The organism is Haloarchaeobius amylolyticus (assembly GCF_026616195.1).
Lineage (GTDB): Archaea > Halobacteriota > Halobacteria > Halobacteriales > Natrialbaceae > Haloarchaeobius > Haloarchaeobius amylolyticus.
Genome location: NZ_JANHDH010000002.1, coordinates 707499 through 732987, shown reverse-complemented (window position 1 = coordinate 732987; position 25489 = coordinate 707499). Strand labels below are relative to the sequence as shown.

Genomic DNA, 25489 nt, shown 5'->3' with positions numbered 1-25489 from the left:
CATGACCGACGATTCCGGGGACCGCTTCGACGAGGAGACCGCACTCTCGCTGCTCGCCAGCGAGATCCGCGTCGACATCATCCGGGCGCTCGGCGAGGAGACGGTCGACAGCGACGGGCTGGGCTACCTCTCGTACGCCGACTTGCAGCGCCGCGTCGACGTCACCGACTCGGGGCGGTTCAACTACCACCTCGGCGAGTTGCAGGGGACGTTCGTCCGCGAGTACGACCCCGGCTACGGACTGACCACGCAGGGCCGGCTCGCCTTCCAGCACCTCGTCGGCGGTGGCTTCACGACCGACCTGCGCGTGAACGCCTTCCCGGTCGAGCAGTCGTGCTGGGAGTGCGGGAACGACCTCGTCGCGGAGTACGGCTACGGCTGGGAGCGCCCCCTGATGCCGCTGTTCTTCGTGAAGTGCTGGGACTGCCGGGCGGAGTTCGCCCGCACGTACGTCCCGCCGCGGGGCGTCGCGACACGCTCGAAAGCGGAGCTGCTCGTCGCCGCCGACCGCCGCAACCGCATGGAGACGGCCTCGCTCGTCCGCGGCGTCTGTCCGTGGTGTGCCGGCCACGTCGACACGACCGTCCACGAGCGCGACCCTGACGAGTCGCTGCCGGCCTCGGACGACGGGCGCCCCCTGTCGGTGTACTACGAGCACCACTGCGAGTCCTGTACGGGATTCCACTACACGCCCATCGGCGAGACGCTGCGCTACCACGCCGACGTCATCGCCTTCTACGCCGACCACGGCCACGACCTGCACACCATCCCGAAGTGGGAACTCGAGTGGGCCGTCACCGACCACCACCTGACCTGGTACGGGCCGAACCCGTGGGACCTCCGCGTCGAGATACCGCTGGAGGGTGACGTGCTCCGGGCGCGACTCGACGAGGAGGCGACCGTCCTCGCCACCGAAATCGTGTGAGCCTGCTTACCGAAACCGGGTTCGCAGAATCTTCATGTCGCAGACTCCGTTCACGTCGAGTCGCCGATGGCGACCGCTCGCACCACCGTCCTGAAGTACTACGCCTTCCGTGCCGTCACGACGCCCGGGTTCATGTGGCCCGTCTCGGTCCTCTACCTCGTCTCCAACGGCGTCTCCTACGCCACCCTCGCCCTGGGTAGCTCCGCGATGGCGCTGCTGACGGTCCTCGGCGAGGTACCGACCGGCTACGTCGGGGACCGCCTCGGCCGCCGCGACACCATCCGGGTCGCACAGTCACTGTTCGCCCTGTACCCGCTGACGCTGCTGTACGCCCGGGGGCCCGCGACCGTCGTGGCCGCCTACTGCGTCCTCGGCATGGCCGAGACCCTCCAGTCGGGCGCCGGCAGCGCCTTCCTCTACGACGCACTCGACAGCCACGACGACGCGGACCGCTACACCCACGTCGAGGGCCGCGGGACCGCCATCCGGCTCTGGGTCCTCGCCGCGACGATGGTCGCCGGCGGGCTCATGTACGCGGTCGAGCCGATGCTCCCGTTCGTCGCCTCGGCCGGGATGGGCGCCGCCGGATTCCTCATCGCCTCGACGTTCCCCGCGAGCGGCGAGACCCCCGACGGCGACGACGCGCTGCGCGTCCGGGAGGCCATCGACGTGATCCGGTCGGAGCTGCTCACGGCGGACATCAGGCGGTTCATCGCCCTGTTCGCCATCGCGGCCGCCGTCGGCCGGTCGGCCCGGTCGTACTTCCAGCCCATCGCGGTCGACTCGATAACGCCACTGCTCTCGGGGGTCGCCGTCGCCGGCCACGCCCTCCCGGAGACCGCGGTCCTCGGAGTGGCCTACGCCTCCTTCACGGTCTGTGGCGCGCTGGTCAGCGACCACGTCTCGGCCGTCGAATCCGCCCTCGGTCCCATCACGGGCGTCGTCGTGGCGTACGTCCTCGACGCGCTCGCGATGGTCGCGGTGGTCGTGTCGCCACTGTTCGTCCTCCCGATGATGGTGGTCCATCGCGTGGTCGTCACGGTCACGATGCCGCTGCAGAAGAACTACGTGAACCAGCGCATCGGGTCGGCCGGGCGGGCGACCATCCTCTCGACGCTCTCGATGCTCGGCGCGCTGGCGCGGGCTCCCATCGGGTTGGCCGCGGGCGTGGGTGCCGACCGGTTCGGCCCCGCGCTCGCGGTCGGCAGCCTCGGGCTCCTGTTGCTCGTCGCGACGCTGGCCGTGAAGGTCGGCGGCACGGGTAGTGGGTCGACAGCAGAGAACGGGACTGTCGCAGACTGAGACGGCAGCGACCGCCCGGGTCAGGCCGCCTGCGCGAGCACGACCATGGACTCGCCACCGTCGGTGAGGACCTCCAGAACCGGCTCGAACCGGGCGACGTCCAGGTCGTCGTACCCCGTCTCGGCCGCCAGACTGGTCAGGAGGTAGCCGTTCGGGCGGAGCACCCGCCGGTACTCGAGCAGTCGGTCGGGTGTCGGCGTCGCCGCGACGACGGCGTCGAGCGTGCAGGTGTCGCCGGGTGGGACCTGCGCGTCGTCGCCGGCGTGGGTCCGGTAGGTCTCCAGGAGGTCCATCCCCCCGAGCGTGTCGTCGGTCGGGCCGAGCAGAAGCTCCGCGTCGGGAGCCAGGACCGCCTGCAGGGCCGCCGCCATCGAGCCCGGACCGGCAGGGTCGAGACGCGTGACCGTCTGGTCGTGGTCTGTCGAGTTCGGGTCCTCCAGCGCGTCGCGAGGGGGCGTGGTCGCCATGGTAGAGTGACACGACCACCCGTCCCATCCCCCTTCTCCTTAATCTATTAGGCTCGGTGCTCTGCAGGGAGGAATCGCTGGGGTTGCGGACAGGCGGGTCGGCCGATGGGACGCTCTCGGTCGGTTCCCGTCGCGGCGACCCGCACACCAGCCTCGACCGACGACGGGTCGGTTCTCAGGAGATGGCGGGACTGGCCGCGGTCTCGAATAAAAAGGATTGCCTCCGGTGGGTCGGTGAGTCGGGTGGACAGGTTACGACGAGAACGAGTCGGGGTCGTTGGCCGCCTTCGCGACGCGGACCGCGGCGACGTTCTCCTGTACGTCGTGGACGCGGACGATGTCGGCACCGCGGTCGGCCGCGATGGCCGTCGCGGCGACGGTGGCGTGCCCGCGCTCGTCCGCGTCGCGGCCGACGTAGCCGAACATCGACTTGTGGGAGTGGCCGACGAGGACGGGACAGCCCAGCGCACGGAACTCGTCGATGCGCCCGAGCAGGTCGAAGGATTCGGCGGCGGTCTTCCCGAAGCCGACGCCGGGGTCGACGATGATCTGCTCGCGGTCGAGGCCGGCCTTCTCGGCCAGCAGGACCTGCTCTCTGAGCTGGTCGATGACGTCGTCGACCACGTCGTCGTACTCGATGTCGTTGTCGGGGTCGACCGGCGTGTCGATGCTGTGCATGACGACGATGGGCACGTCGAACTCGGCGGCGACGAAGCGCATCTCGGGGTCCTCGAGCCCGGACACGTCGTTGAGCACGTCCGCGCCGGCCGCCAGGGCCGCGCGGGCCACCGCGGCCTTCCGGGTGTCGACCGAGATGGTCGTCTCGATACCGGCGTCGCGGATGGCCTCGATGGCCGGGACGACCCGGTCGATCTCGTCGGCGACGGTGACCACCTCGGCGCCGGGGCGGGTGGACTCCCCGCCGATGTCGATGATGTCGACGCCCGCGTCGACCATCTCCTCGGCGTGGGCGACGGCCGCGTCGACGGCGTCGTACTCGCCGCCGTCGTGGAAGGAGTCCGGCGTGACGTTCAGGATGCCCATGACGGCGGTGCCGTCCTGCCAGGGGTACTCCGTCGGGGTGTCGGGTTGCTGGATGTCGAGTGCCTCGCGGAGTTCGCCGGCGAACTGGGCGAGGCCGTACGGTTGGCCGTCGAGCTTGTCGGTGAGGCGCTTGAACTGCGAGAGGGTGCCCATCAGCACGACGTCGAGGCGCTCGCCCTCGTTCTCCAGCCCGGAGACGGCGCACTCGCCGCCGAGGCTGAGCATCTCCTCCTTGAGGTAGGAGGCCTGGCGCTTCTGGACGCGGGTCTTGAGCACCCGGTGGACGCCCTTGCCGCGCATCCGCCAGATGCCGCCCTCGGTGACGCTCGCGGATTCGAGCGCGTCGCGGGCGTCGTCGAGGTCGCGGACCGTCTTGGGAATCTCGACGCGGGTCCAGCGCGTCCGGGCCTCGGCGACGGTGAACAGCGACCCGGTGACGAGCACGCAGTCGTCCGCGTCGGCGGCCTCCAGCGCGCGGTCGAGCGCGGTGTCGACCGACGTCCTGACGGTGCGGTCGGCGACGCCCGCGTCCTCGAAGACGCGGGCGAGGACCGCCGAGTCCTCGGCGCGGTCGAGGTTCGGCTCGCAGGTGTACACCGCGTCGGGCGTCGGGAGGGCCGCGGCCATCTCGGCGTGGTCCTTGTCGTGCATCGCGCCGAAGACGAGGTGGAGGTCGTCGTAGTCGAACTCGTCGAGGACGGTGGCGAGCTTCTCGCAGGCCCCTGGGTTGTGTGCCCCGTCGAGGACCGTCAGTGGGGCCTCCGAAAGCACCTCGAACCGACCCGGCCAGTGGGCGTTCCGGAGCCCGCGAGCCAGCGTCTCCGCGTCCACGTCGGCGACCTGTTGGGCGAGGGTGGCCGCGATGCCGGCGTTGACCGCCTGGAACTCACCGAGGACGGGGATGCGCGTCTCGACGCGCCAGTCCGGGCCGTCGAGGACGATACCCGCCTCGGCACCGTCGACGCGGCCCTCGTAGGTGGTCTCGACCTCGCCGTCGGGCCCGACCGTGACGACCTCGCCCGCCTGCTTCCGCACGGCGTCGAGGGCGTCGCCAGTCGTGCCCGTGACGAGCGGGGCGTCGTCGGGGGCGACGTGGGCCTTGTCCGTGGCGATCTCCTCGATGGTGTCGCCGAGGACGCTGGTGTGTTCGAGCGTGACGCTCGTGACCGCGCTGGCGACCGGGTCGACGACGCTCGTCGCGTCGTACTTCCCGCCGATGCCGACCTCGAGGACGGCCACGTCGACCTCCTGGCGGTCGAAGTACCAGAGCGCGATGGCGGTCATCGTCTCGAAGAAGGTGGGGGATTCGCCGGCCGCACCGCGCTCGGTGAGGTAGGGCTGGACCGTCTCGACGAACTCGGTCAGCGCGTTCCGGGTGACCTTGCGGCCGTCGACCCGGACCCGCTCTCGCACGTCCTCGAAGTGCGGCGAGGTGTACAGTCCGACCGTCCGGTCGGTCCCGCGGAGGACCGACTCGACCATGCGGGCGGTACTGCCCTTCCCGTTCGACCCCGCGATCTGGACGACGGTGAGGCCCTCGTGCGGGTCGCCGAGGTGTGCGAGGAGGTCCGCGGTCGACTCGGTGCCGGGACGGGGTCCGTACCGGCGCAGGTCGAAGAGCGCGTTCGCGGCCTCGTGGTACTGCATATCCGATGGTCCGAGGCTGCCCGCTTTAGCCTGTCGAACTGGAGAGGGCGGGCGAACCCCACCGCCGACCCGCGACCGTCCCGCCAGCAGTCATGTAATATCGTACATACGAACGACCTCCTTGCACCTGTTTCGAGGCCGGGAGAATCCGCACAAACTCGCGCATGCGCCCGTTTTCCGGCGGACGAACGGAGACTGAAAATCATTTTTCAGTATGATGAACCTATAAGGTGTGGTGTACACAACGACGCCACATGGACCGACGACGGTTCCTCGCCCTCGCAGCCGGTGCCTCCAGTGCCACCGCCGGCTGCCTCGACGCCCTCACCCAGAACCCCGGGACAGGCCCACCCGGTGCCGGTGGCCCGACGGACGGGACGACCACGAACGGCCGGACCGTCCGGCCCACCACCAGGGTCGTCTCGACGAGCATCGGGACGGCGGCCACCGTGGACGGTATCGCCGCCACCGTCACCGCCGCCGGTGTCTGGCGCCGGACGGTCCGGGCCGACGACGACGGTGCGGTCGCCGCCGCCCCCGACCGGCAGTACCTCGTGTTCCACCTCGCCACGGAGCACGTCGAGACGACCACGACCGAGTCCGGGACCACCTCCACGGCACAGACTCAGTCCACGACGCAGCCCCAGTCCACGACGCAGCCGGACACCGCGACCGAGCAGCCGCCCGACCCGACCGACCTCTCCCTGGCACTCTCGCTCGGCGGCGTGACCTACACCCGGGTCTTCCCGACGGAGGTCCACGAGGCCGGTCGTGTCTCCTTCGCCGTCCCCGTCCCGACCGACATCGACCCCGCGACCGGCGCGGTGACGTGGTACGCCGAGAACGGGACCACGGTCCGCTGGGCGCTCTCGGACGGCCACTTCGACCAGCTCGACCGGACGCCCCAGTTCGTCCTCGACTCGTTCGCGGTCGAGCCGGGCCCCGGCCAGCTCCCCGTCCGGCTCACAGTGAGCAACCAGGGCTCCCGCGCCGGACGGTTCCTCGCCAGCCTGCGGACCGACGGGACCCCCCACGGCGAGCGGATATCCTTCGGCGTGCCACTGGACGAGACGGTCACCTACCGGACCAGCGCGCCGGTCCCACGGGATGGCCGGGAGAAGGCCACCGTCCTCCTGCAGTGGGGCGACACCGTCCACGAACGGACGGTCGAGCGCTGAGGCGCCGGCTGACCGACCCTGTATTGTCGTGCACCCGATTGACAGCGAACCCTGTGGTCTGTGGAAACATGGCACTCGACTACGACCACGAACGCGAGAGCTTCGAGTGGGACATCCCGGCCGACTACTCCCTCCCGGCCGTCGCCGAGGAGCACGCCGACGCCATCGGCGACCGGATCGCGGTCCACTTCCGCGACGAGGCGGGGACAGAGGCCTCGCGGACCTACGCCGAGGTCCGGGACGACATGAACCGGTTCGCCACCGCGCTCGCCGAACTGGGGGTGGACGAGGGTGACCGCGTCATGCACCTCATGCCGCGACACCCCGACATCTTCGCCATCCAGCTCGGGGCGGCCAAGCGCGGCGCGCTCCTCGTGCCCTGTTCCTCGATGCTCAAGCCGAAGGACATCCGCTTTCGGGCGACCGACTGCGAGGCGACGACGGTGGTCTGTCACGCCGACCTGACCGAGATGGTCGACGAGGTGGTCGCGGACACGCCCATCGAGAACCGTATCGTCGTGGGGGACGCCGTCGAGGGCTGGGAGCGCTTCGACGACCTCGTGGCCGGCAAGCCCATCGAGCACGAGGGGCCGACGCTCGGCCCGCAGGACCCGCTCTCCATCAACTACACCTCGGGGACGACCGGCCAGCCAAAGCCCGTCCTCCACCGCCACCGCTGGACCTACGCGTTCAACCGGGTCAACGCCCGGTACTGGTGGGGCATCGACGACGACACCGACCTCGACGACGAACTGCTCTGGGCGACCACCGGCACCGGCTGGGCGAAGTGGTTCTGGAGCCCCATCGGCGTCGCCTTCACCAGCGGCGCGACCCAGTTGCTCTACCAGGGCGAGTTCGACCCCGCGACGTTCCTCGACGTGCTCGAACGCGAGGGCGTCACGAAGCTCTGTGCGGTCCCGACCCAGTACCGCATGTTCGCCCAGGAGGACCTCTCGCAGTGGGACCTCTCCCTGCGCGACGCGCTCTCCGCCGGCGAACCGCTCAACCGCGAACCCATCGAGGCCTTCGAACAGGAGGTCGGCGTCACCCCGCGTGACGGTTACGGCCAGACCGAGACGGTCGCGCTCGTCACGAACTACCCCGGCATCGACGTGAAGCCGGGCAGCATGGGCAGGCCCGCCCCCGGCATGGGCACGACCATCATCGACACGCAGGAGGAGGTCGAGGTCGACACCGGCGAGATCGGCGAGATAGCCGTCCCCGTCGACTGCCCGGGCATCTTCGACGGCTACTACGAGAAGCCCCACCTCGACGAGCAGACGTTCTCCGGCGACTACTACCGCACCGGCGACCTCGCCTCCCGCGACGCGGACGGCTACTTCTTCTTCGAGGGGCGGGCCGACGACATCATCATCTCGGCCGGCTACCGCATCGGCCCCTTCGAGGTCGAGGACGCGCTGGTGGCCCACGAGGCCGTCACCGAGGCCGCCGCGGTCGGCAGCCCCCACGACGAGCGCGGGCAGGTGGTGAAGGCCTACGTGGTCCTCGCAGAGGGCCACGAGGGCAGCGAGGACCTGATCGCGGAGATACAGGACTTCGTGAAGGAGGAGACGGCACCGTACAAGTACCCCCGCAGAATCGAGTTCGTCGACGAACTGCCGAAGACCTCCAGTGGGAAGATACGGCGCATCGAGTTGCGCGAGGAGGAACAGGCCGCGTTCGGGGAGTGACCGGGTAGCCGGTCCCCGTCTCGTCGCGGTCCGCCGTCTCCGCCGACCCTGCAACCGCTCTTTCACCTTGCTGAAAGCACTTATCAGTCCGCCTGAAACTCGTGGCTATGCACAGACGTCGTTTCCTCGCCGCGACCGCGGCAGCCCTCCCCGCGACCAGCGCTGGCTGTCTCGCCGGTGGCGGGCCGGGGACGAGCACCGACCGGGAGCCGACCGACCGCGTCACGGACCCGACCGCGACGACCCCGGAGCCGACCAGCACCTCCGAGACAGAGGGACCGGGCTACAGCATCGACGTCGAGGATGTCGCCGTCTCCCGCCGGACGACCACCATCCAGAGTGGCGCCCACGTCGACGTGGCCGCCGACCCAGAAGAACAGTACGTCGTCGCAGACGTCGCGGTCGCGCCGCACGTCGACGGCGAGACGACGGTCGACCCGCCCGCCCCTGCTGACCTCCGGTTCGTCGCCACGCTCGACGGCGACGAGTACCGGCGCGCCTTCGCGACCGAGTTCGGTGGCGGACGCAGGACCCGGATGGCCGTCCCGGTCCCGACCGGCATCGACCCCGACGAGGGGGCCCTGGCGGTCGGTCCCGGCGGTGGTGGTGGCGTCTCGCACCAGTTCACCCCAGAACAGCTCGACCGCATCGCCCGCGTCCCGCGGTTCTCGCTCGACTCGTTCGCGCTCGAGGCCGGGAACGCGACCGTCCGGGCGACGCTCGCGGTCTCGAACGAGGGCGACCGCGACGGCCGGTTCCTGGCCGAACTCGGGACGGACTACATCAGCGACACGCCCGAGGTCGCGTTCGCGGTGCCCGCCGGCGAGACCGTGACCCGCGAGGAGAGCGTCCCCATCCACGCCGAGGACGCCGACGAGGTCACGGTCGTCCTCGGGTGGGGCAGCACCTACCACCGGAAGACGGTCGAGCTGTGAGTTCCGGGCCGCGGCCGTCGCCCGGACCGACTCAGTGCACCCGGCCCTGCAGCCAGAACACGCCCTCCACGTCGTCGCCCTTCTCCGGTTCGAAGTCGCCACAGAGCCGCTTCGCGGCGTAGAGCATGACCTGGTACTCGGTCCCGTCGTCGCCCCGGAACAGCGGCACCCGCATCCGGTACACCGTGCTACCCTGGAACTCGACCTCGGTGACGGTCTCGACCGTCGTCTGGAAGATGTAGTCGTCCACGTCGCCGCCCTCGAACGGGACGAAGCCGGCCATCCCGGCCGTGGAGAACTCGTTACCGTCCTCGTCGGTGAGCGTCTCCGCCTCGGCGGGGTTCAGGTCGTACGCCAGCGCCGCGAGTTCGACCTGTCGCTCGCCGCCGAAGTAATCCTCCTCGTGCTCCCACGTGTTCGTCGCGAAGAAGGAGGCGGTCGCGTCGCCCAGCTCGCCCGAGAGCTGTGCCTCGGCCCCGTTCGCCCACGGGATCAACTGGGTGATGGTCACGTCGTGGCTGATGCCCTCGGCGACGGGATAGCCGGACCAGATCTCGCCGTCCTCGCTGGCGATGGTCAGCGTCGAGAGCGCCCCGGGGCCGCCCCGGTAGCCGACGACCGTCTCGCCGTCGACCAGCCGGCCCTCGGTCGCGGTCCCCGACTCGACCGCGCCCATGATGGCCTGCATGATGGCGTCGTCGCCCGCGACCACGGTGTCCCAGTGGCTCCCGTGGCTCCCGCTCTTGGCGTCCTCGCGGGCGACGTTCACGCCACCCCGCCCCCGGCCCTCGGGGTCGGCCCGTGGGTCCAGCGTCGCCTCGGCGTCCTCGTGCCCCGCCGCGGGGCCGACCGCCTCACCACCCGTCGATTCGTCGTCGCTCCCCCCGAAGAGATCTCGCAACCGGTCGAACAGTCCCATAGGCTAGCAGAATCGCCCGACCGTGGAATGTCTTGCCCTCGGCGGCGGGCGGTTCCCGCGTTCTTCGCGCGCCTACTGCGACTCCCGCTCCAGATTGCGGTACTCGCGGTCGTGTTCCGCGTCGTCCAGCAGCGCGTCGAGGTCGTTCCGGAACTCCCGGTTGTCGAAGCCCTCCTCGTCCTCGTAGAGGCGCTGGAGTTCGCGCTCGAACTCCGAATCGGAGAGGTCGCCGTCGACGTACCGCTCGGTCAGCGCCTCGCGCTTCTCCGCCAGCGTCGGCTCCGGCGGCGCGAGCCACTCCGAGACACCGTACTTGCGCGCCTCCGGCACCGCGTACTCCACGAGCGACGCGGCCTGGGAGAGCCGCTGGCTGTGCAGGCTCGGCATCGACACCTGGCTGACGGCGACGACCAGCAGCCAGACCACCCAGACGACCGAGAGCAGCGTGAGGAGGAGGGTGCCGACGACCCAGGGCGCGACCGCCCCGACGAAGGCGAACAGGCTTCCGGCGGTGCCGAGCGCCGCGACCGCCTGCAACAGCCCCCACGCGGAGACCCCGACGAGGGCGAACAGGGTCAGGACGAGCATGGCCAGGAGTGCCTTGACCTTCCGACTGGAGAGCAGACCCATTGACGGTGATTCCTACGTCGGGAGCGTACTTCAAAACGCAAGGTTGCTGCGTCGGGTCCGGGTGGTCTCGTGTGGCGATTCGAGAGGGAACGACGAGAGGTGTGACTGGCAGTGCGAGTGTGCTTGGTGACGACGACGAGAGGTGTGACTGGCAGTGCGAGTGTGCTTGGTGACGACGACGAGACGACTCGCGCTGGCGTCGATGACCGCGACCGCACCGCAACCACCCCGCACCACACCCTCCCCAGCCGATTCCGTTCCTCGCTCCGCGTTGCTCCGCTCCGGTACTCATCCCTCGCGCGGCGTCTGACAGGAGCCTCACTGCGTTCGGCATCCTGTCGGCGCGCGCCAGAACGAGAACGTAGAAATCGCGCCTCGGGACTTCAGTCGTGGCGGAAGCACCTGGTCCCGGTCATGACCATCGTCATGCCGAGTTCGTCGGCGGCCGCGATGACCTTGTCGTCGTTCTTCGAGCCACCGGGCTGGATGACGGCCTCGACGCCGGCTTCGGCGGCCTTCTCGACCGCGTCCGGGAACGGGAAGAAGGCGTCGCTGCCCATCACGGCGCCATCGGCGGACTTGCCTTCGGCGTCGCGCTCGGCCTTCATCGCGGCGATCTCGACGGCGTCGACGCGAGAGACCTGGCCGACGCCCAGACCCACGGTCTCGGTGTCCTTCGCGAACACGATACCGTTGGACTTGACGTGCTTCTGGACCTTCCACGCGAACAGCATCGACTCGATCTCCTCCTCGGTGGGTTCGCGCTCGGTGACGACCTCGAGGTCGTCGCGGGTGACCTCGTCGAGGTCGCGCTCCTGCACGAGGCGACCGCCGACGAGTTCCTTGCTGGTGAACGTCTCCGTGACCGCTCCCAGCGGGCCGACGTCGAGCACGCGCAGGTTCTTCTTCTCGGTGAGGGTGTCGAGCGCCTCGTCGGTGTAGCCGGGAGCGACGACGACCTCTTTGAAGGAGTCGGTGATGAGTTCGGCCGTCTCGGCGTCGCACTCGCGGTTGAGCGCGACGATGCCGCCGAAGGCGGACTTCGCGTCCGTCGCGAGCGCGTCCGCGTACGCTTCGCTCAGGGTATCGGCGGTGGCGCAGCCGGCCGGGTTGGTGTGCTTGATGACGGCGGCGGCGGGTTCGTCGAACTCCTTGATGAGGTTCAGGGCGCCGTCGGCGTCGTTGTAGTTGTTGTAGCTGAGTGCCTTCGCGCCCTCGTTGAGCTGCTCGGCGTGGACGACGCTTGCCTCCTCGCAGGTGTTATCTGCATACAAGGCGGCGTCCTGGTGGGGGTTCTCGCCGTAGCGGAGGTCGGCGTGGCGGTCCTCGGTGACGACCCGGCGCTGGGGCAGGTCGGCGGCCTCGTCGCCCTCGACGGAGACCTCGTTGGTGTCCCAGTCGACGGTGAGGCGGTCCTCGGCGAACCACTTGACTGCGCGGGGGTACGCCTTGAACTCGCCCTCGTAGAGCACGCGCTCCTTGAGCGAATCTCTGTCGTCGCCCTCGTAGACGGGGACGGGTTCCTGCGTGACGATGGGGCCGCCGTCGACCTCGCCGGCGACGACGTTCCCCTCTTCGTCCACCGCGTTCGTCACGGCGTGGACCGTACAGCCGACGGTCTTGACGCCCGCGTCGAGCGCGTCGCCCCAGGCGTCCATGCCGGGGAACGACGGGAGCAGGCTCGGGTGGACGTTCAGCGTCAGGGGCATCTCGTCGAGGAAGGTCTCCGAGAGCACGCGCATGTAGCCGTCGAGGCAGACGAGGTCGAAGTCGTATTCCGAGAGGGCGTCGACCACGCGCGCCTCGTGCTCGCGTCGGCTCTCGCCCTCCGTCTTCGGGACCGCCTCGGTGGCGATGCCGCGCTCTGCGGCGTCGGCGAGGACCGGGGCGTCCTCGTCGTTCGTCAGGACGACGGCGAGCTCCGCGCCGCCCGGTGTGAGGTCGTCGATGTGCAGGAGATTGCGACCGCGGTTCCCGGCGAGGCCGGCGATGCGTGTCATACGAGAACGGCGTGGTGCATGCAGGAAAGTAGTTGCGGTTGCGAGCGAAGAAGTATGCACGGGCCTGCATATTTTGCCGAATCGCAGGCCAGATTGCGGCCGTCCTGTGCACGAACGCGGATTGTTCCGACAGGCTTTTGCGACCCGCCCCGGCAGTGTCGTCCATGCCGAATCCGCTCTCTGCCGTCTCGCCGCTCGACGGCCGCTACGCCGGTCGCACCCGACCCCTCGCACCCTACGCCAGCGAGTCCGCGCTGATGCGCGCTCGCGTGCAGGTCGAGGTCGAGTACCTCGTCGCGCTCGCCGACCTCGACGCGACACCGCTGTCCATCGACGCCGAGCAGCGCGCCGAGTTGCGCTCGCTCTACGAGGACTGGGACGAGGAGGACGCTGACCTCGTGAAGACCATCGAGACCGACGGCTACGGCGAGTTCAGCGCCACGAACCACGACGTGAAGGCGGTGGAGTACTACGTCCGCCTGAACCTGCCGGAGGGCCTCGACGCCGCCCAGTGGATCCACTTCGGGCTCACCAGCGAGGACGTGAACAACCTCGCACACCGCCTGCTCGTCTCGGGCGCGGTCGAGGAGGTCCTGCTCCCCGAACTCGACGCCCTCGTGGACCAGCTCACCGAGATGGCCCGGGAGTACCGCGACCTGCCGATGCTCGCACACACCCACGGCCAGCCCGCGACGCCGACGACCTGGGGCAAGGAGGTCGCGGTGTACGCGGCCCGGCTCGGTCGGACCCGGGCCCGGCTGGCGGGCGCCGTGGACTCCCTCGCCGGCAAGCTCGGCGGTGCCTCCGGCACCTACGCCGCCCACGTCGCGGCCTATCCCGACGTGGACTGGCGCGCCTTCGCCCGCGAGTTCGTCACCGACCTGGGCCTCTCGTTCTCCCCGGTCACCACGCAGGTCAACCCCTGTGACGACCTCGCCGAGGTGTTCGACGCGGCCCGCGGCGTCAACAACGTCCTGCTCGACATGGACCGCGACATGTGGCTCTACGTCTCGAAGCGCTACCTCGGGCAGGAGGCCGTCGAGGGCGAGACCGGCTCCTCGACCATGCCGCACAAGGTCAACCCCATCGACTTCGAGAACAGCGAGGGCAACCTCTCGAAGGCGAACGCCGACCTCACCTTCCTCGCGGACTACGTCACGACCTCGCGCCTCCAGCGCGACCTCTCCGATTCGACGGTCAAGCGCAACATCGGCGCCGCCTTCGCGCACTGCCTCATCGGCTACACCAAGGCCCAGAACGGGCTCGGGAAGGTCGTCCCGAACGAGCAGGTCATGCGCGAGGACCTGCACGAGACGCCGGAAATCATCGGGGAAGCGGTGCAGACCATCCTCCGGCGAGAGGGCGACACGGCGGCCTACGAGCGCGTGAAGGAACTCACCCGGGGCAAGCGCGTCACCATCGAGGACTTCTACGACCTCTTCGACGACCTCGACGTCAGCGAGGACGTGCGCGAGGAGCTGAAGGCGCTGACGCCGGAGGGTTACGTCGGCGTCGGGGCAGACCTCGTGGACGAGCTGGAGTGAGGACGCGTCGGAGTGGCCGCCGAGGCCGCCACGACTACTCGGTCAACCCCCTCGCCACCGCCCGAATCACCAGATCGCGCGTCTCCGGGTAGAGGTCCGCCCCGATGTCCTCCTGGTGCAGGGTGAGAAACGACACGGACCGGATGGCGTTCGCGACGACCTTCGGGTTCGGGCCCTCGACCTCGCCCGCCTCGTACCACGCCTCGACGTATGGCAGGAAGTACGCCAGGGACTCCTCGCGGTCCTCGCGCAGGTCCTCCTCGGTGTGGTAGTCCCGGAGCATCTGCAGCTCCTGTGGCTCGACGAGCAGCCGGCGCACCAGCGGGTTCGTCTCTATCTCGTCCATCAGTTCGGTCAGGAACCCGACGATGGCCGCCTCGGGGTCGTCGTGCTCCTCGAAGGGCGCGATGATGCGCGGGAGCATCTCCTCGCCCTCGCGTTCGAGGATCTCGACGTAGAGCGCCTCCTTCGAGTCGAAGAACTGGTAGAAGGTGCTGGTGGCGATACCGACCGGGTCGGTGAGGTCCGCGATGGTCGTCTTCTTCAGGCCGTAGTGGCTGAACAGCTCGCGGCCCTCCGCGACCAGTCGCTCGCGGATGCGCTCGCGTTCGGCGTCGCTGAACCCCCCGCTCATGCGATGTCCTTCCGGCGGAAGAACTCGCGGCTCACGAGCACCAGCACGACGGTCGCGGCGAGCAGGATGCCGGCGCCGACGAGGTCGTAGCTGCTGTCGACGAGGATGGCCGCGGGGTCGTAGTAGTGCATCGGGGCGAGGTAGCCCAGTGCCGCCAGCGAGGTGTCCGCGACGACCGCGTCCACGAGGAACATCGCGAAGACGATGCCGACCGCGACGCGCTGGGCGATGGAGGCCCGGTCGAAGACGACCGAGGCGACGATACCGATGCCGGCACACGCCAGCAGGTACGGAATCGAGAGCGCGTGGGCGGCGAGCACGTCGACCATCGCGATCTCCTCGCCGATGGCGAGCGTCCCGACGAACACCACGACGGGCAAGAGCGCGTTCGCGACGACCAGCGGGACCGCCAGCGACGCGAACTTCTCCAGCAGCACCTGGCTGCGCGAGACCGGTAACGACAGCGTCATGTCCATCTTCTCGGTCTCCACGTCGCCAGCGACCAGGCTGGCCGCGGCGTACGCGAAGTACAGCCCGAGCAGGATGACCCAGGCGAACGCGTAGAGTTGCGTGGCGAGGAAGCCCTCGATGGTGTTCATCGTCCGGATGCCGAACGCCTCGCGCATCGCGGGCGGGTAGCTGTTGATGATGTCGTCGAGGTTCGCGGCCTCCGTGATGGAGGGGAACATCGCGACGTACAGGGCGGTCAACAGGGCGATACCGACCGACATGGCGAGTGCGCCCTTCAGTCGTTTCCGGCCGTCGTAGCGTGCGATCTCAAACATCGTCGTCACCGTAGAACCGCATGAACACGTCTTCGAGTGGTGCCTCCTCCACGTCAAGTTCGAGCAGGTCGTAGCCGTCGACGAGGTCGACGAGGTCGTTCACGTCGCCCGTGAAGGTGAACGTGAGTTCCGTGGCGGTGGCGACCTCACCGCCGCCGTCACCGACGACCGCCTCGCTGGCGACGCGTTCGAGGGGTCGGACCGTGAGGTCGTGGATTCCGTCGAGTGCGATGGACTCGGCGTCGACCTCGCCGGCGACCCGGACGAGGACCGACTTGCCCGAGCGCCCGAGCAGGTCGGCGACGGTCTCGACGGTCACCATGCGACCCTCGCGGATGATGCCGACGCGGTCGCAGATCTGGCGGACCTCGCCGAGGACGTGCGAGGAGAGGAACACGGTGGTCCCGCGCTCCTTCTCGGCGCGGACGAACTCGTTGAAGCGCTGTTGCATCAGCGGGTCCAGCCCGGAGGTCGGCTCGTCCATGATGACGAGGTCGGGGTCGTGCATGAACGCCTGGACGAGCCCGAGCTTCTGCTTGTTCCCGGTCGAGTACTCGCGGACCTTGCGGTCGAGGGGCGGGTCGAATATCTCGAGCAGGTCGTCGCGGCGGCTGTCGCCCTTGATGCTGGCGTGCAGGTCGAGTATCTGTCGCCCCGTCGACTGCGCGTCGAAGCCGGGGTTCGCCGGCAGGTAGCCGATGCGCTGCTTGGCCTCGATGAGGGCCGCTTCGTCGCGTACGTCGGCGCCGAGGAGCGTGGCGGTCCCGGCCGTGGGTGACTGGAACCCCATCAGGGTCCGGATGGTGGTCGTCTTGCCGGCCCCGTTGGGACCGAGATACCCGAAGACCTCGCCCTCCGCCACGGAGAACGAGACGTCGTCGTTGGCGAGTACCTCGCCGTAGTCCTTGGTCAGGCCGGACACCGTTATCGCGCTCATCACTCGACGATACGCAAAATGAACTCATAAATATTTGGTTCACAAATTTTTGAGCCGCCTCGCGGCCGTTCTCGGCCGTACTGACGACGTGACCGGCAGACCGGTCCACCAACAGACACTTGTGAATGTGCATAGAAGCCCGGGGCATGGCCCGCTCTCCAGACCCCGCGCCCTCCACCAGCGCCTCCGCCAGCGACGCCGGGTCGGCCACCGGCGAGTCCGACTCGCCAGCCACCGACGCCGGCGAGCACCCGCCAGACCCCGGCTGCCCGAAGTGCGATAGCGAGTCCGTCACCACGAGCCAGGTGTCCACGACCGGCTCCGGGCTCGCCCGGTTCTTCGACATCAAGACCCGGCAGTTCCACGTCGTCACCTGCGAGTACTGCGGCTACTCGGAGTTCTACGACGAGGCACAGGCCGACGAAGGGACCGGCATCGACGCCTTCCTCGGCCGCCCAGAGGCGGGAACCCGATAGTCGTCGGGCGCCTACAGTACCACGTGAACTCCGGGTCGACCGCGGCTGGCTCCCGACGCGGCATCGCAGGTACGCCGAGCCGGCGCTTCGCGCTCTTCTTCCTCGGCGTCGTCCTGCTGACGCTCGCGGCCGTCCTCACCATCGGCGCCATCCGGGTCGCCCTCGTCTACGACGGGACCGCCGAGGCACCCGAGGCCCGCTGGAGCATCGACCGGACCGACCTCACCGCGGCCGACCGCGCGGCCATCGACCGCGCCATCGCGGGCGAACGCATCGTCTACGAGAGCCCCGAGGCCGCGCCCGGGCCGGGCCGCGGGTCGCTGGCCGTCTACGACGCCGAGGCGAACACCTGGCACGTCTTCAGGCGACGCGTCTACGTCGACTTCGGGACGACGTTCGGCCAGGGCGCCGCCCTCTCCGCCATCACCGGGCTCGCCTGCCTGCTCCTGCCCGTGGTCCGACAGGTCCGGGACTGACCCGCACCGCCGAAACTGAAACGGCGACTGTACCCTCGCCAACCGTTAACATACTACGACAGAGATATCGAACAGATGCCACGCTCCAGTACGAGCACCCGTGCTGCCGACGGCCGCACCTGGCGGGTCCTCGGTGTCCTCCTGCTGCTCGGTCTGGCGCTCGTCTGCCTCGGCGCCGCCCCCGCGACGGCGGCCGAAGCCACAGAGACAGACGAACACGTCTCGGTCTACGAGGCCGGGAACGCCTCCGTCGCGGACGCCGCGGCCATCCAGCAGGCCATCACCGACGGGACGCTCGAACCCGCAGACCGCATCGTCGCCGGTGACACGCTGGTCGTCACCATCTCGTCGGACCGTCTCGCCGACACGATGAACGAGTCCACCGGCTCGGAGACGGCCCAGTTCTTCGCGGCGCTGGACGGCGACGCCGAGTTCCGCATCGTCCAGACGAACCCCACGCCGCAGAAACAACGGAAGGCGGCGGTCCTCACCCCGGCGAACGTGACCGTCTACCGCGACGGCGCGACCGTCTACGCGGTCGTCGACACCGGTGCGCTGGACTTCGTCTACCGCGAGGCCGAGACCGACGCGGACATCTACCCCGGCGAGCGATTCGCCGTCCAGTTCGGGTACGACCTCCCCGACGAGTGGTCGCGGGCGACCACCCCGGACAGCCCCATCGTCGAGTTCGCCGACCCCGAGGAACTGACGACGACCGACGCCACGACGACCCGTCCGACCGCCGGGACCACCAGTCAGGCCACGACCACCACGACAACCACCAGCCGTGCCACGACCTCCAGCCGGGCCACGACCACCACGACAGCAGCCAGTGACACCGACGACGGCCCGGTTCCGGGTTTCGGTGTCACGGCCGGCGGCCTCGCAGCTCTCGCGGCCGCGGTGCTCTGGGCGCGGCGAAGTGAGCGGTGAGAACAGCAGGTATCAGGACAGGAGCGTCGCGATGGCGTCGGTCACCGCCTCGGCGGCGCGGTCGACCTCCGCGATGCGCACGTACTCCTGTGGCGAGTGCGCGACCGCGCCGTCCTCGTCCGCGAGCACGCCGGGCCCGAACACCACGGTCGGGGCCAACTTCGCGAAGTAGGAGGCCTCGGTCGCGGCCGTGAAGTGCCGCGTCTCGGCGTCGGCCGCCTCGGACAGCGCCTGCACCACGGCGCTGTCCTCGTCGGTGTCCCACGCCTCGAGGAACGGGGTGTCCCGGTCGGTGAGCGCGAACTCCACGCCGACCTCGGACGGGACGTACTCGCGGAGGTGTTCGGTCAGCGCCGCGTGGAACCCGTCGGCGGTCTCCGGCGGGACGCTCCGGCGGTCGACCACGATGCTGGTCGACGCGGGCACCTGGTTGGTCGCGGTGCCGCCCTCGACCATCGTCGGCGTGAGCGTCGGGCCACCGAGTTGCGGGTGGACCGGCGGCGCGTCGGGTCGCTCGTCGAACGTCGCGATGGCGTCGATGACCGCCCGGACCGCGCTGATGGTGTTGATACCGGAGTCGGGCTCGGCGGCGTGGGCGTTCTCGCCGGTGAGCGTGATGGTACCCTGGAACCGGCCCTTCGCGGCGGTACAGACGTCGAGGTCGGTCGGTTCGCCGACGATGAAGCAGTCGGGGTCGTCGAACGCCATGGCTGCTGCACCGGTCGAGAGCGTCTCCTCGTCGGGCGAGATGGCGAGGGTGACCCGACCCGCGCCGTCGTCGGAATCCACGTCGGCCGTCAGGAAGCCAGCCAGCAGCGCCGCGAGTGGCCCCTTCGCGTCGCAGGAGCCGCGCCCGCGGATGATGCCCGCCTCGTCGTCGCGCTCGTAGGGGACGTGGGGGGGCACCGTGTCGATGTGCGTGTTCAGGACGACGTGGGGACTGCCACTGCCGCGCGTCGCGATGGTGTTGCCCGCGTCGTCGACGTGTGCCTCGACGCCGTGGTCGGCCAGCGTCTCCACCAGGAACGTGCGCATCTCGGTCACGTCCTCGTGGGACTCGATGCGGACCGCCTCGTCGAGGAACGCGATGGGGTCGAACGCTGTCCCCATCAGTCGGCAGACGGCGGCGTGATGGACGCCTTTCCGTCGAACTCGTGGACGACCGGGCCGCGCAGCACCGCGGGGCCGTCGTCCGGCACCTCGACCGTGAGGTCGCCACCGGGCGGGGAGACGTGGACCTCCTCGGCCGCGAGCTTGCCCAGGTACTTCGCGACCGCCGCGATGGCGACCGCGCCCGTCCCACAGGACCGCGTCTCGCCCTCGACGCCGCGCTCGAAGGTGCGCTGGTCGTAGCCGCCGTCGTCGCGCTCGGAGGCGAAGGTGACGTTCGCGCCCTCCGGGAACACGTCGTGGTGGCGGATGGGCGGCGCGTCGGCGTCGAGGTCGACGTCGTCGACGTCCTCGACAAAGACGACGGCGTGGGGGACCCCCGTGTTGATGCCCGTCACCTGGTAGCCCGCGAGCTGCTGTTCGACCAGCGGCTCGTCCTGCGAGAGCGGGACGACCTCGGGCCGGAACGACGGCTCGCCCATCTCGATGGAGATGTCGTCGCCGACCTGCCGGGCGTGGCGGGTGCCCGCCTGCGTGTCGATCATGACCTCGCGGGCGCCGGTCTGTTCCATGGCCCACTCGGCGGCGACGCGCGCCCCGTTGCCGCACATCTCCGCGGTGGAGCCGTCCGGCTGGACGAGCGTCATGACCACGCGTGGTGGGCTGTACTTGTCCTCGAGATGCAAGAAGAGGACGCCGTCGGCGCCCGTCGTTCCCATGTCGTTGCGCTGGACGCTGGATTCGTCGGTGCCGGCGACGCCGTCCTGGCGGTCGCAGTTCCGCGTCGCGAAGGCGAAGCGGTCCGGGACGTACTCGTCCGCGTCTACCACGATGAAGTCGTTGCCGGTGCCGTTGTACTTCCGATACTCGACGGTTCGTTGTGAGATGCTCATTCTGATACCTCCTGTCGCGTGATGTCCGCGATGGTCTCCCGACGTCGCGCGAGCGACGCCGCCCCGTCCGCTAGCGTGATGGTGGCTGGCCGCGGGCGGGAGTTGTAGTGACTCGCCATCTCGTAGCCGTACGCGCCGGCGTTCCCGATGGCGACGATGTCGTCTCGCTCCGGTGCAGGGAGCGGTCGATTCGAACAGAACGCGTCCGAACTCTCGCAGATGGGGCCGACGACCGTCTGGTCGACGGTCTCCCCTTCGCGTTCTTCCGCGTCGATGTTCCGCATGGCGTGGTAGGCGTCGTACATCGCCGGGCGAAGCAGCGTCGTCATCCCGGCGTCGAGGCCGACCACGGTGGTGTCGGGCGTCTCCTTGACCGTGTTGACGGTCGTGAGCAGGACGCCCGCGTCGGCGACGAGGTAGCGCCCCGGTTCGACCTGGAGCGTCGCGTCGACCTCGCCCAGTGCCTCGCGGGTGGCCTCGGCCACCGCGTCGAGGTCGAGGGGCTCCTCGTCCTCGTGGTACGGGACGCCGAAGCCGCCGCCCACGTCCACGAACTCCAGGGCGACCGGCGCATCACGCGCAAGGTCGCCCATCCGCGAGACGAGTTCGCGGTGGTTCGCGAGGTCCTCCTCGCCGGAGATGCCCGACCCGGCGTGGGCGTGGATACCGACCACGTCGAAGCCGCGGTCGGCGGCCTCGGCGAGCAGGTCCGCTGCCTCGTCGTAGGGGACGCCGAACTTGGCGTCCGCGCCGGTCTGGACCTTCTCGTGGTGGCCCGCGCCGACGCCCGGGTTCACCCGCAGGCAGAGCCGGCCGTCGTACCCCCGCAACTCGAGCCGGTCGAGGGTGTCGGCCGCGCCCACCGTGACCGTCAGCTCGGGGTAGTCCTGCCAGAGGCCGACCACGGTGGTCAGGTCCGCGGCGGGCGGGTTGACCGCGGTGTACTGGACCCGGTGGCCGGGAACCCCGGCGTCGAGCGCGCGGGCGACCTCGCCGGCGCTGGCGCACTCGATGCCCGCGCCCTCGTCGTGCAGGGTCGCGAGACACCGGCCGAGCGTGTTCGCCTTCGCGGCGTAGAACACGTCGGCCTGGGGGAAGGCCGCGTCGAGCCGGCGATAGTTCTCGCGCACCCGGTCGAGGTCCAGCACGTAGAGCGGGCTGCCGTACTCGGCGGCGAAGTCGCGCAGGCTGTCGGCGTCCCAGTCGGCGAGCCGCCGGATGCTGGCACCGCCGTCGGGGGCCGCTCCGTCGGCCCGCGCGACCTCGCCGCTCATTCGCGCAGCACCTCCTCGCGCTGGGTCGCTTCGAGCGTCTCGGCCTCGAGGCCGGTCGCCACGACCGCGGGCTTGTACGCGCCGCCCGGGATGAGGTCGTGGTCGCCCAGCGAGGACTCGACGAAGCGCTGGAACGCACGGCGCTCCGGCGGCAGTTCGCCGTAGTACACCTCCTCGTCCACGAGGTCGTAGACGGGGATGCGCGGCGTGAGCAGGGTGTTCTCGCCCACGACCGAGTCCTCGCCGACGACGAAGCCGGAGGTGACCCGGCAGCCCGCGCCGAGCGAGACGCCGTCCTCGACCACAACGGGTGCGCCCTCGACCGGTTCGAGGACGCCGCCGATGAGCGTGTTCGCGCCGAGCTTGACGTTCTCGCCGATCTGGGCGCAGGAGCCGACCGTGTCACACGAGTCGACCAGCGTCCCGTCGCCGACGTGGGCGCCGATGTTCACGAAGCTCGGGCTCATCATGATGCAGTCCGAGCCGATGTGTGCCCCGGCGCGGACGACGGTCCCGTCGGGCGTGTTGCGGCTCCCGCGCTCACCGAGGTCCGACGTGTCCTGCAGGGGCAGCACGTCGTTGTAGACGACGCCGCCGTGCTCGTACTGCTGGATGTCGTGGAGCGCGAAGTTGAGCAGGACGCCCTGCTTGACCCACGCGTTCGCCTCCCACTCGCCGCCGCGCTTCTCGGCGGCACGGACCTCGCCGGCCTCGAGCGCGGCGAGGAGTTCGTGCAGGACCTCGTGTGCGTCGGGGTCGTCGGCGTCGAGGTCGTCTGTCTGGTGTCGGTGCCACAGGTCGTCGATGTCGGATTCCAGGCTCATTCGTCGTCTCCCTCCAGAACGTCTGCAAAATCGTACCAGCCGGCGTCGCGGCCGGCCAGCCACTGGGCCGCGTCGAGTGCCCCCTCGGCGAAGACGCCGCGGGACTCGGCGCGGTGACTGAGTCGCAGTTCCTCGTGGCCGCCGGCGAGCCACACCTCGTGCATGCCGGTGACGTTCCCGGCACGCAGGGCGTGGACGCCGACCTCGCCCTCCGACCGCGGGGCCTCGCCCTCGCGGCCGTGGACGCGGTCTTCCTCGCCGCGGACGGACTCGACGTCGTCCAGCAGCGTGTTCGCGGTGCCCGATGGGGCGTCGCGCTTGCGGTTGTGGTGGGCCTCGACGAGCTCGACGTCGTAGTCGTCGAGCGCCCCTGCCGCCTCGCGGACGAGGCTGCGGAGCACGGCGATGCCCTTCGAGAAGTTCGCGGCGTGCAGGACCGGGACGGCCTCGCTCGCGTCGTCGAGGGCCGCCTCCTGCTCGGCCGAGAGGCCGGTCGTCCCGGTGACCAGTGCGGTGTCCGATCCGGCGCAGGCCGCGGCGTAGTCGGCGGTGGCCTCGGGGACGGTGAAGTCCACGACCACGTCGATCTCGCGGTCCGCCAGGGTGTCGGCGAGGTCGTCGTCCGAGACGACCTCGGCGCCCGCGACCGTGTCGTCCACGCCGGAGGCGGTGAAGCCGACGACCGACCCGAACTCGGTGCGGTCGGCGACCGCGTCGAGTACCTCCCGGCCCATCGCGCCGGTCGCACCGGTGACACCGAGCCGTACCATCAGTTTCCTACCTCCGCCGGTTCCTCTCGGACCATGTCCGAGTCGAGTTCGTCGAGGATGTCGGCCAGGGGCTCGACGTACTCCTCGGAGAGCCGGGTCAGGGGCGAGCGCATGTGGGCCTCGCTGTAGCCCCGGATGCGCATCGCCTCCTTCACCGGAATCGGGTTGGTCTCCCAGAACAGCGCGCGGAACAGCGGCCCGAGTTCGTGGTGGAGCGCCTGTGCGCGCTCGTAGTCGCCGGCCAGCGCCGCGCCGACCATCGCGCAGGTGCGCTCGGGCTCGATGTTCGCCGAGACCGAGATGGTGCCGGTCGCGCCGACCGAGAGCATCGGGAGCGTGAGCGCGTCGTCGCCCGAGAGGACCGCGAAGTCCTCGTCGCGGGTGCGCTCGACGATCTCGGTGATCTGGCCGAGGTCACCGGAGGCGGCCTTGAACCCGGCGATGTTCTCGTGGCTCGCCAGCTCGACCGCGGTCCCGGCCTCGATGTTCTGGCCCGTCCGCGAGGGGACGTTGTAGACGATCTGTGGCGCGTCCACCGCGTCCGCGATCGCCTCGTAGTGCTCGACGAAACCGCGCTGTTCGGGCTTGTTGTAGTACGGCGAGATGAGTAACAGGGCGTCCGCGCCCGCCTCGACCGACCGCTGGGAGAGCGACAGCGCCTCTGCCGTGTTGTTCGACCCCGAGCCCGCGATGACGGGTATCTCCTCGGCCTCGTCGACCACGGCCTCGACGACCTCGATGTGCTCGTCGTGGCTGAGCGTGGCCGATTCGCCGGTGGAGCCGACGGGCACGATGCCGTCGACGCCGGCCGTCTCCAGCCGGGTGACGTTCGCTCGCAGTGTCTCGAAGTCGATGCTCCCGTCCGCGTGGAACGGTGTGGTGATGGCGGGATAGACGCCGCTGAAATCGATGTCTGTCATGTGGTGTGGTGTGTGTATCGTGGGAAGTCGTCCGTCGCGCAGTGCAGGTCAGCCGAACGCACCCGGAACGGGGTCGCCACGCCCGCTTCGAGCACTCTACTGCGCGAATTTTTTCCCAAATGTAAAACGGAATGTGCCACTCTTCACGGGACCTCGGACCCGGACCGGAGTGGCGGCAGTCATCACTGGATACACTGGTCCACCATACAATAACGTTTGTGCCGCTCGCAGATGTGTCCGCAACGCCCCTGCCGTGGCATGGGTGACAAACACATGCGATATCGAGACACTGAGGAGAGAAGTTTACAAGTCCCGGTTCGCAAGACCCGCCCATGAGACACACTGGTCTGAAGCTCAGGATGCTGTTCGTCGGGACCATCCTGTTCGCGTTCTACGCGGCCATCGCCGGGGTCGCCCTGGCGATGTTCGGGACAGGTATCTGGCCAATCGTGGCGGTCGGCACCCTCCTGTTCGTCGGCTTCCAGTACAAGTTCGGCAAGTGGGCGGCCCTGCGCAGCGTCGGCGCCGAGGACCTGCCCGAGGAGCAGTACCCGGAGATACACCGGATGGTGGAGCGACTCTCCGACGACATGGGCATCGAGAAGCCGAAACTGAAGATGGCCCGCATGGGCGCGCCGAACGCGTTCGCGACCGGTCGCCGTGGCGCCGGCGTCGTCGTCGTCGGGGTCGAGTTGATGCAGGTCCTCGACCGCGACGAACTGGAGGGCGTCATCGCCCACGAGCTCGCACACATCCGTAACCGCGACGTGGTGACGATGGTGCTCGGTCAGTCCATCGCCGCCATCGTGGGCATCGCCGTCCAGTGGGGGGTCATCCTCGCCGGCGACAACGACTTCGCCGACTTCATCCTCGGCTGGATCGCCGGGATGGTCTCGCAGATGCTCGTGATGATATTCGTCCTCGCCATCTCCCGGTACCGGGAGTACGTCGCGGACGCCGACGCACGCGAGCACGTCGGCAGCGGCGAACCCCTCGCCCGCGCCCTGGAGAAGATCCAGAGCGGGAACGAGCGCGTCGAGGACACCCGCATCGACGACAGCACGGCCGCCCTCTGCATCTTCGACAGCGAGAAGGGCCTGCTCCGGAGCCTGTTCGCGACCCACCCGCCCGTCGAGAAGCGCATCGAACGTCTCCGGAACTGACCACCGCGTCCC

The 25489-nt window shown here is 69.5% G+C and carries 24 protein-coding genes; 10 read left to right on the top strand and 14 right to left on the bottom strand.

What is annotated here, in order from left to right:
• Position 1 precedes the first annotated feature (1 nt).
• The gene (locus tag NOV86_RS16100) at positions 2–925 is read left to right on the top strand and encodes a DUF7351 domain-containing protein (RefSeq protein ID WP_267642637.1); all 924 of its coding nucleotides are present in this window, start codon (positions 2–4) and stop codon (positions 923–925) included.
• A gap of 66 nt (positions 926–991) precedes the next feature.
• Complete coding sequence (locus NOV86_RS16095) at positions 992–2227, top strand: MFS transporter (protein WP_267642636.1); 1236 nt, start codon at positions 992–994, stop codon at positions 2225–2227.
• A gap of 20 nt (positions 2228–2247) precedes the next feature.
• Here NOV86_RS16095 and NOV86_RS16090 read toward each other — a convergent pair whose 3' ends face one another.
• Entirely contained in the window at positions 2248–2694 is a 447-nt protein-coding gene (locus NOV86_RS16090) for a hypothetical protein (RefSeq protein WP_267642635.1), read from the bottom strand.
• Between the two features lie 252 nt (positions 2695–2946).
• On the bottom strand, positions 2947–5385 hold the full coding sequence (folP, locus tag NOV86_RS16085) for a dihydropteroate synthase (RefSeq protein ID WP_267642634.1): 2439 nt from the start codon (positions 5383–5385) through the stop codon (positions 2947–2949).
• Between the two features lie 254 nt (positions 5386–5639).
• Here folP and NOV86_RS16080 point away from each other — a divergent pair, with 254 nt between their 5' ends.
• The 3 genes from NOV86_RS16080 (at position 5640) to NOV86_RS16070 (ending at position 9189) form a co-directional block, all read left to right on the top strand.
• Positions 5640–6563 (top strand): hypothetical protein, encoded by a 924-nt coding sequence (locus NOV86_RS16080; protein ID WP_267642633.1) that lies wholly within the window; start codon positions 5640–5642, stop codon positions 6561–6563.
• Positions 6564–6631: 68 nt separating this feature from the next.
• Positions 6632–8254: an acetate--CoA ligase gene (locus NOV86_RS16075; RefSeq protein WP_267642632.1), complete on the top strand. Its 1623-nt coding sequence runs from the start codon at positions 6632–6634 to the stop codon at positions 8252–8254.
• A 107-nt stretch (positions 8255–8361) separates the two neighbouring features.
• Complete coding sequence (locus NOV86_RS16070) at positions 8362–9189, top strand: hypothetical protein (RefSeq protein WP_267642631.1); 828 nt, start codon at positions 8362–8364, stop codon at positions 9187–9189.
• A 31-nt stretch (positions 9190–9220) separates the two neighbouring features.
• Here the strand turns inward: NOV86_RS16070 and NOV86_RS16065 are convergent, their stop codons facing one another.
• The 3 genes from NOV86_RS16065 to purH form a co-directional block, all read right to left on the bottom strand.
• Positions 9221–10108 (bottom strand): hypothetical protein, encoded by an 888-nt coding sequence (locus NOV86_RS16065; RefSeq protein ID WP_267642630.1) that lies wholly within the window; start codon positions 10106–10108, stop codon positions 9221–9223.
• A 72-nt stretch (positions 10109–10180) separates the two neighbouring features.
• Positions 10181–10738, bottom strand: a complete 558-nt coding sequence (locus NOV86_RS16060; protein ID WP_267642629.1) for a hypothetical protein — start codon at positions 10736–10738, stop codon at positions 10181–10183.
• A gap of 383 nt (positions 10739–11121) precedes the next feature.
• Positions 11122–12738 carry a bifunctional phosphoribosylaminoimidazolecarboxamide formyltransferase/IMP cyclohydrolase gene (gene purH, locus NOV86_RS16055; RefSeq protein ID WP_267642628.1) on the bottom strand — a complete coding sequence of 539 codons (1617 nt, stop codon included), beginning with the start codon at positions 12736–12738 and terminating at the stop codon, positions 11122–11124.
• Between the two features lie 164 nt (positions 12739–12902).
• Between purH and purB the strand changes: the two genes are divergently transcribed.
• Positions 12903–14282 carry an adenylosuccinate lyase gene (purB, locus tag NOV86_RS16050; protein ID WP_267642627.1) on the top strand — a complete coding sequence of 460 codons (1380 nt, stop codon included), beginning with the start codon at positions 12903–12905 and terminating at the stop codon, positions 14280–14282.
• Between the two features lie 34 nt (positions 14283–14316).
• Here purB and NOV86_RS16045 read toward each other — a convergent pair whose 3' ends face one another.
• From NOV86_RS16045 to NOV86_RS16035, 3 genes are read right to left on the bottom strand one after another with little or no spacing between them, the layout of a single operon-like run.
• Complete coding sequence (locus NOV86_RS16045; RefSeq protein ID WP_267642626.1) at positions 14317–14916, bottom strand: TetR/AcrR family transcriptional regulator; 600 nt, start codon at positions 14914–14916, stop codon at positions 14317–14319.
• Complete coding sequence (locus tag NOV86_RS16040) at positions 14913–15701, bottom strand: ABC transporter permease (protein ID WP_267642625.1); 789 nt, start codon at positions 15699–15701, stop codon at positions 14913–14915. Before NOV86_RS16040 ends, NOV86_RS16045 begins: the two co-directional genes overlap by 4 nt.
• The gene (locus tag NOV86_RS16035; RefSeq protein WP_267642624.1) at positions 15694–16638 is read right to left on the bottom strand and encodes an ABC transporter ATP-binding protein; all 945 of its coding nucleotides are present in this window, start codon (positions 16636–16638) and stop codon (positions 15694–15696) included. Before NOV86_RS16035 ends, NOV86_RS16040 begins: the two co-directional genes overlap by 8 nt.
• Before the next feature lie 146 nt (positions 16639–16784).
• Here NOV86_RS16035 and NOV86_RS16030 point away from each other — a divergent pair, with 146 nt between their 5' ends.
• The 3 genes from NOV86_RS16030 (at position 16785) to NOV86_RS16020 (ending at position 18523) form a co-directional block, all read left to right on the top strand.
• A complete protein-coding gene (locus NOV86_RS16030) occupies positions 16785–17114 on the top strand; it encodes a zinc ribbon domain-containing protein (RefSeq protein WP_267642623.1) in 330 nt (109 codons plus the stop codon).
• A 23-nt stretch (positions 17115–17137) separates the two neighbouring features.
• The gene (locus tag NOV86_RS16025) at positions 17138–17590 is read left to right on the top strand and encodes a hypothetical protein (protein ID WP_267642622.1); all 453 of its coding nucleotides are present in this window, start codon (positions 17138–17140) and stop codon (positions 17588–17590) included.
• A 75-nt stretch (positions 17591–17665) separates the two neighbouring features.
• The gene (locus NOV86_RS16020; protein ID WP_267642621.1) at positions 17666–18523 is read left to right on the top strand and encodes a hypothetical protein; all 858 of its coding nucleotides are present in this window, start codon (positions 17666–17668) and stop codon (positions 18521–18523) included.
• A 12-nt stretch (positions 18524–18535) separates the two neighbouring features.
• Here NOV86_RS16020 and NOV86_RS16015 read toward each other — a convergent pair whose 3' ends face one another.
• Genes NOV86_RS16015 through dapA form a run of 6 tightly spaced genes read right to left on the bottom strand, consistent with a single transcriptional unit; the run spans position 18536 to position 24314 of the window.
• Entirely contained in the window at positions 18536–19633 is a 1098-nt protein-coding gene (locus tag NOV86_RS16015; RefSeq protein WP_267642620.1) for a M20 family metallopeptidase, read from the bottom strand.
• A complete protein-coding gene (gene dapF, locus NOV86_RS16010; protein WP_267642619.1) occupies positions 19633–20526 on the bottom strand; it encodes a diaminopimelate epimerase in 894 nt (297 codons plus the stop codon). Before dapF ends, NOV86_RS16015 begins: the two co-directional genes overlap by 1 nt.
• The gene (lysA, locus tag NOV86_RS16005; protein ID WP_267642618.1) at positions 20523–21800 is read right to left on the bottom strand and encodes a diaminopimelate decarboxylase; all 1278 of its coding nucleotides are present in this window, start codon (positions 21798–21800) and stop codon (positions 20523–20525) included. Before lysA ends, dapF begins: the two co-directional genes overlap by 4 nt.
• Entirely contained in the window at positions 21797–22624 is an 828-nt protein-coding gene (locus tag NOV86_RS16000; protein WP_267642617.1) for a 2,3,4,5-tetrahydropyridine-2,6-dicarboxylate N-succinyltransferase, read from the bottom strand. The genes lysA and NOV86_RS16000 overlap by 4 nt, the downstream gene beginning before the upstream one ends.
• Positions 22621–23397, bottom strand: coding sequence for a 4-hydroxy-tetrahydrodipicolinate reductase (dapB, locus tag NOV86_RS15995; RefSeq protein ID WP_368408789.1), 777 nt, complete (start codon positions 23395–23397; stop codon positions 22621–22623). The genes NOV86_RS16000 and dapB overlap by 4 nt, the downstream gene beginning before the upstream one ends.
• Positions 23394–24314 carry a 4-hydroxy-tetrahydrodipicolinate synthase gene (gene dapA, locus NOV86_RS15990; RefSeq protein WP_267642615.1) on the bottom strand — a complete coding sequence of 307 codons (921 nt, stop codon included), beginning with the start codon at positions 24312–24314 and terminating at the stop codon, positions 23394–23396. Before dapA ends, dapB begins: the two co-directional genes overlap by 4 nt.
• Positions 24315–24646: 332 nt before the next feature.
• On the opposite strand from dapA, the gene NOV86_RS15985 reads away from it, so the two are divergent.
• Positions 24647–25477: a M48 family metallopeptidase gene (locus NOV86_RS15985; RefSeq protein ID WP_267642614.1), complete on the top strand. Its 831-nt coding sequence runs from the start codon at positions 24647–24649 to the stop codon at positions 25475–25477.
• Positions 25478–25489: the final 12 nt, after the last annotated feature.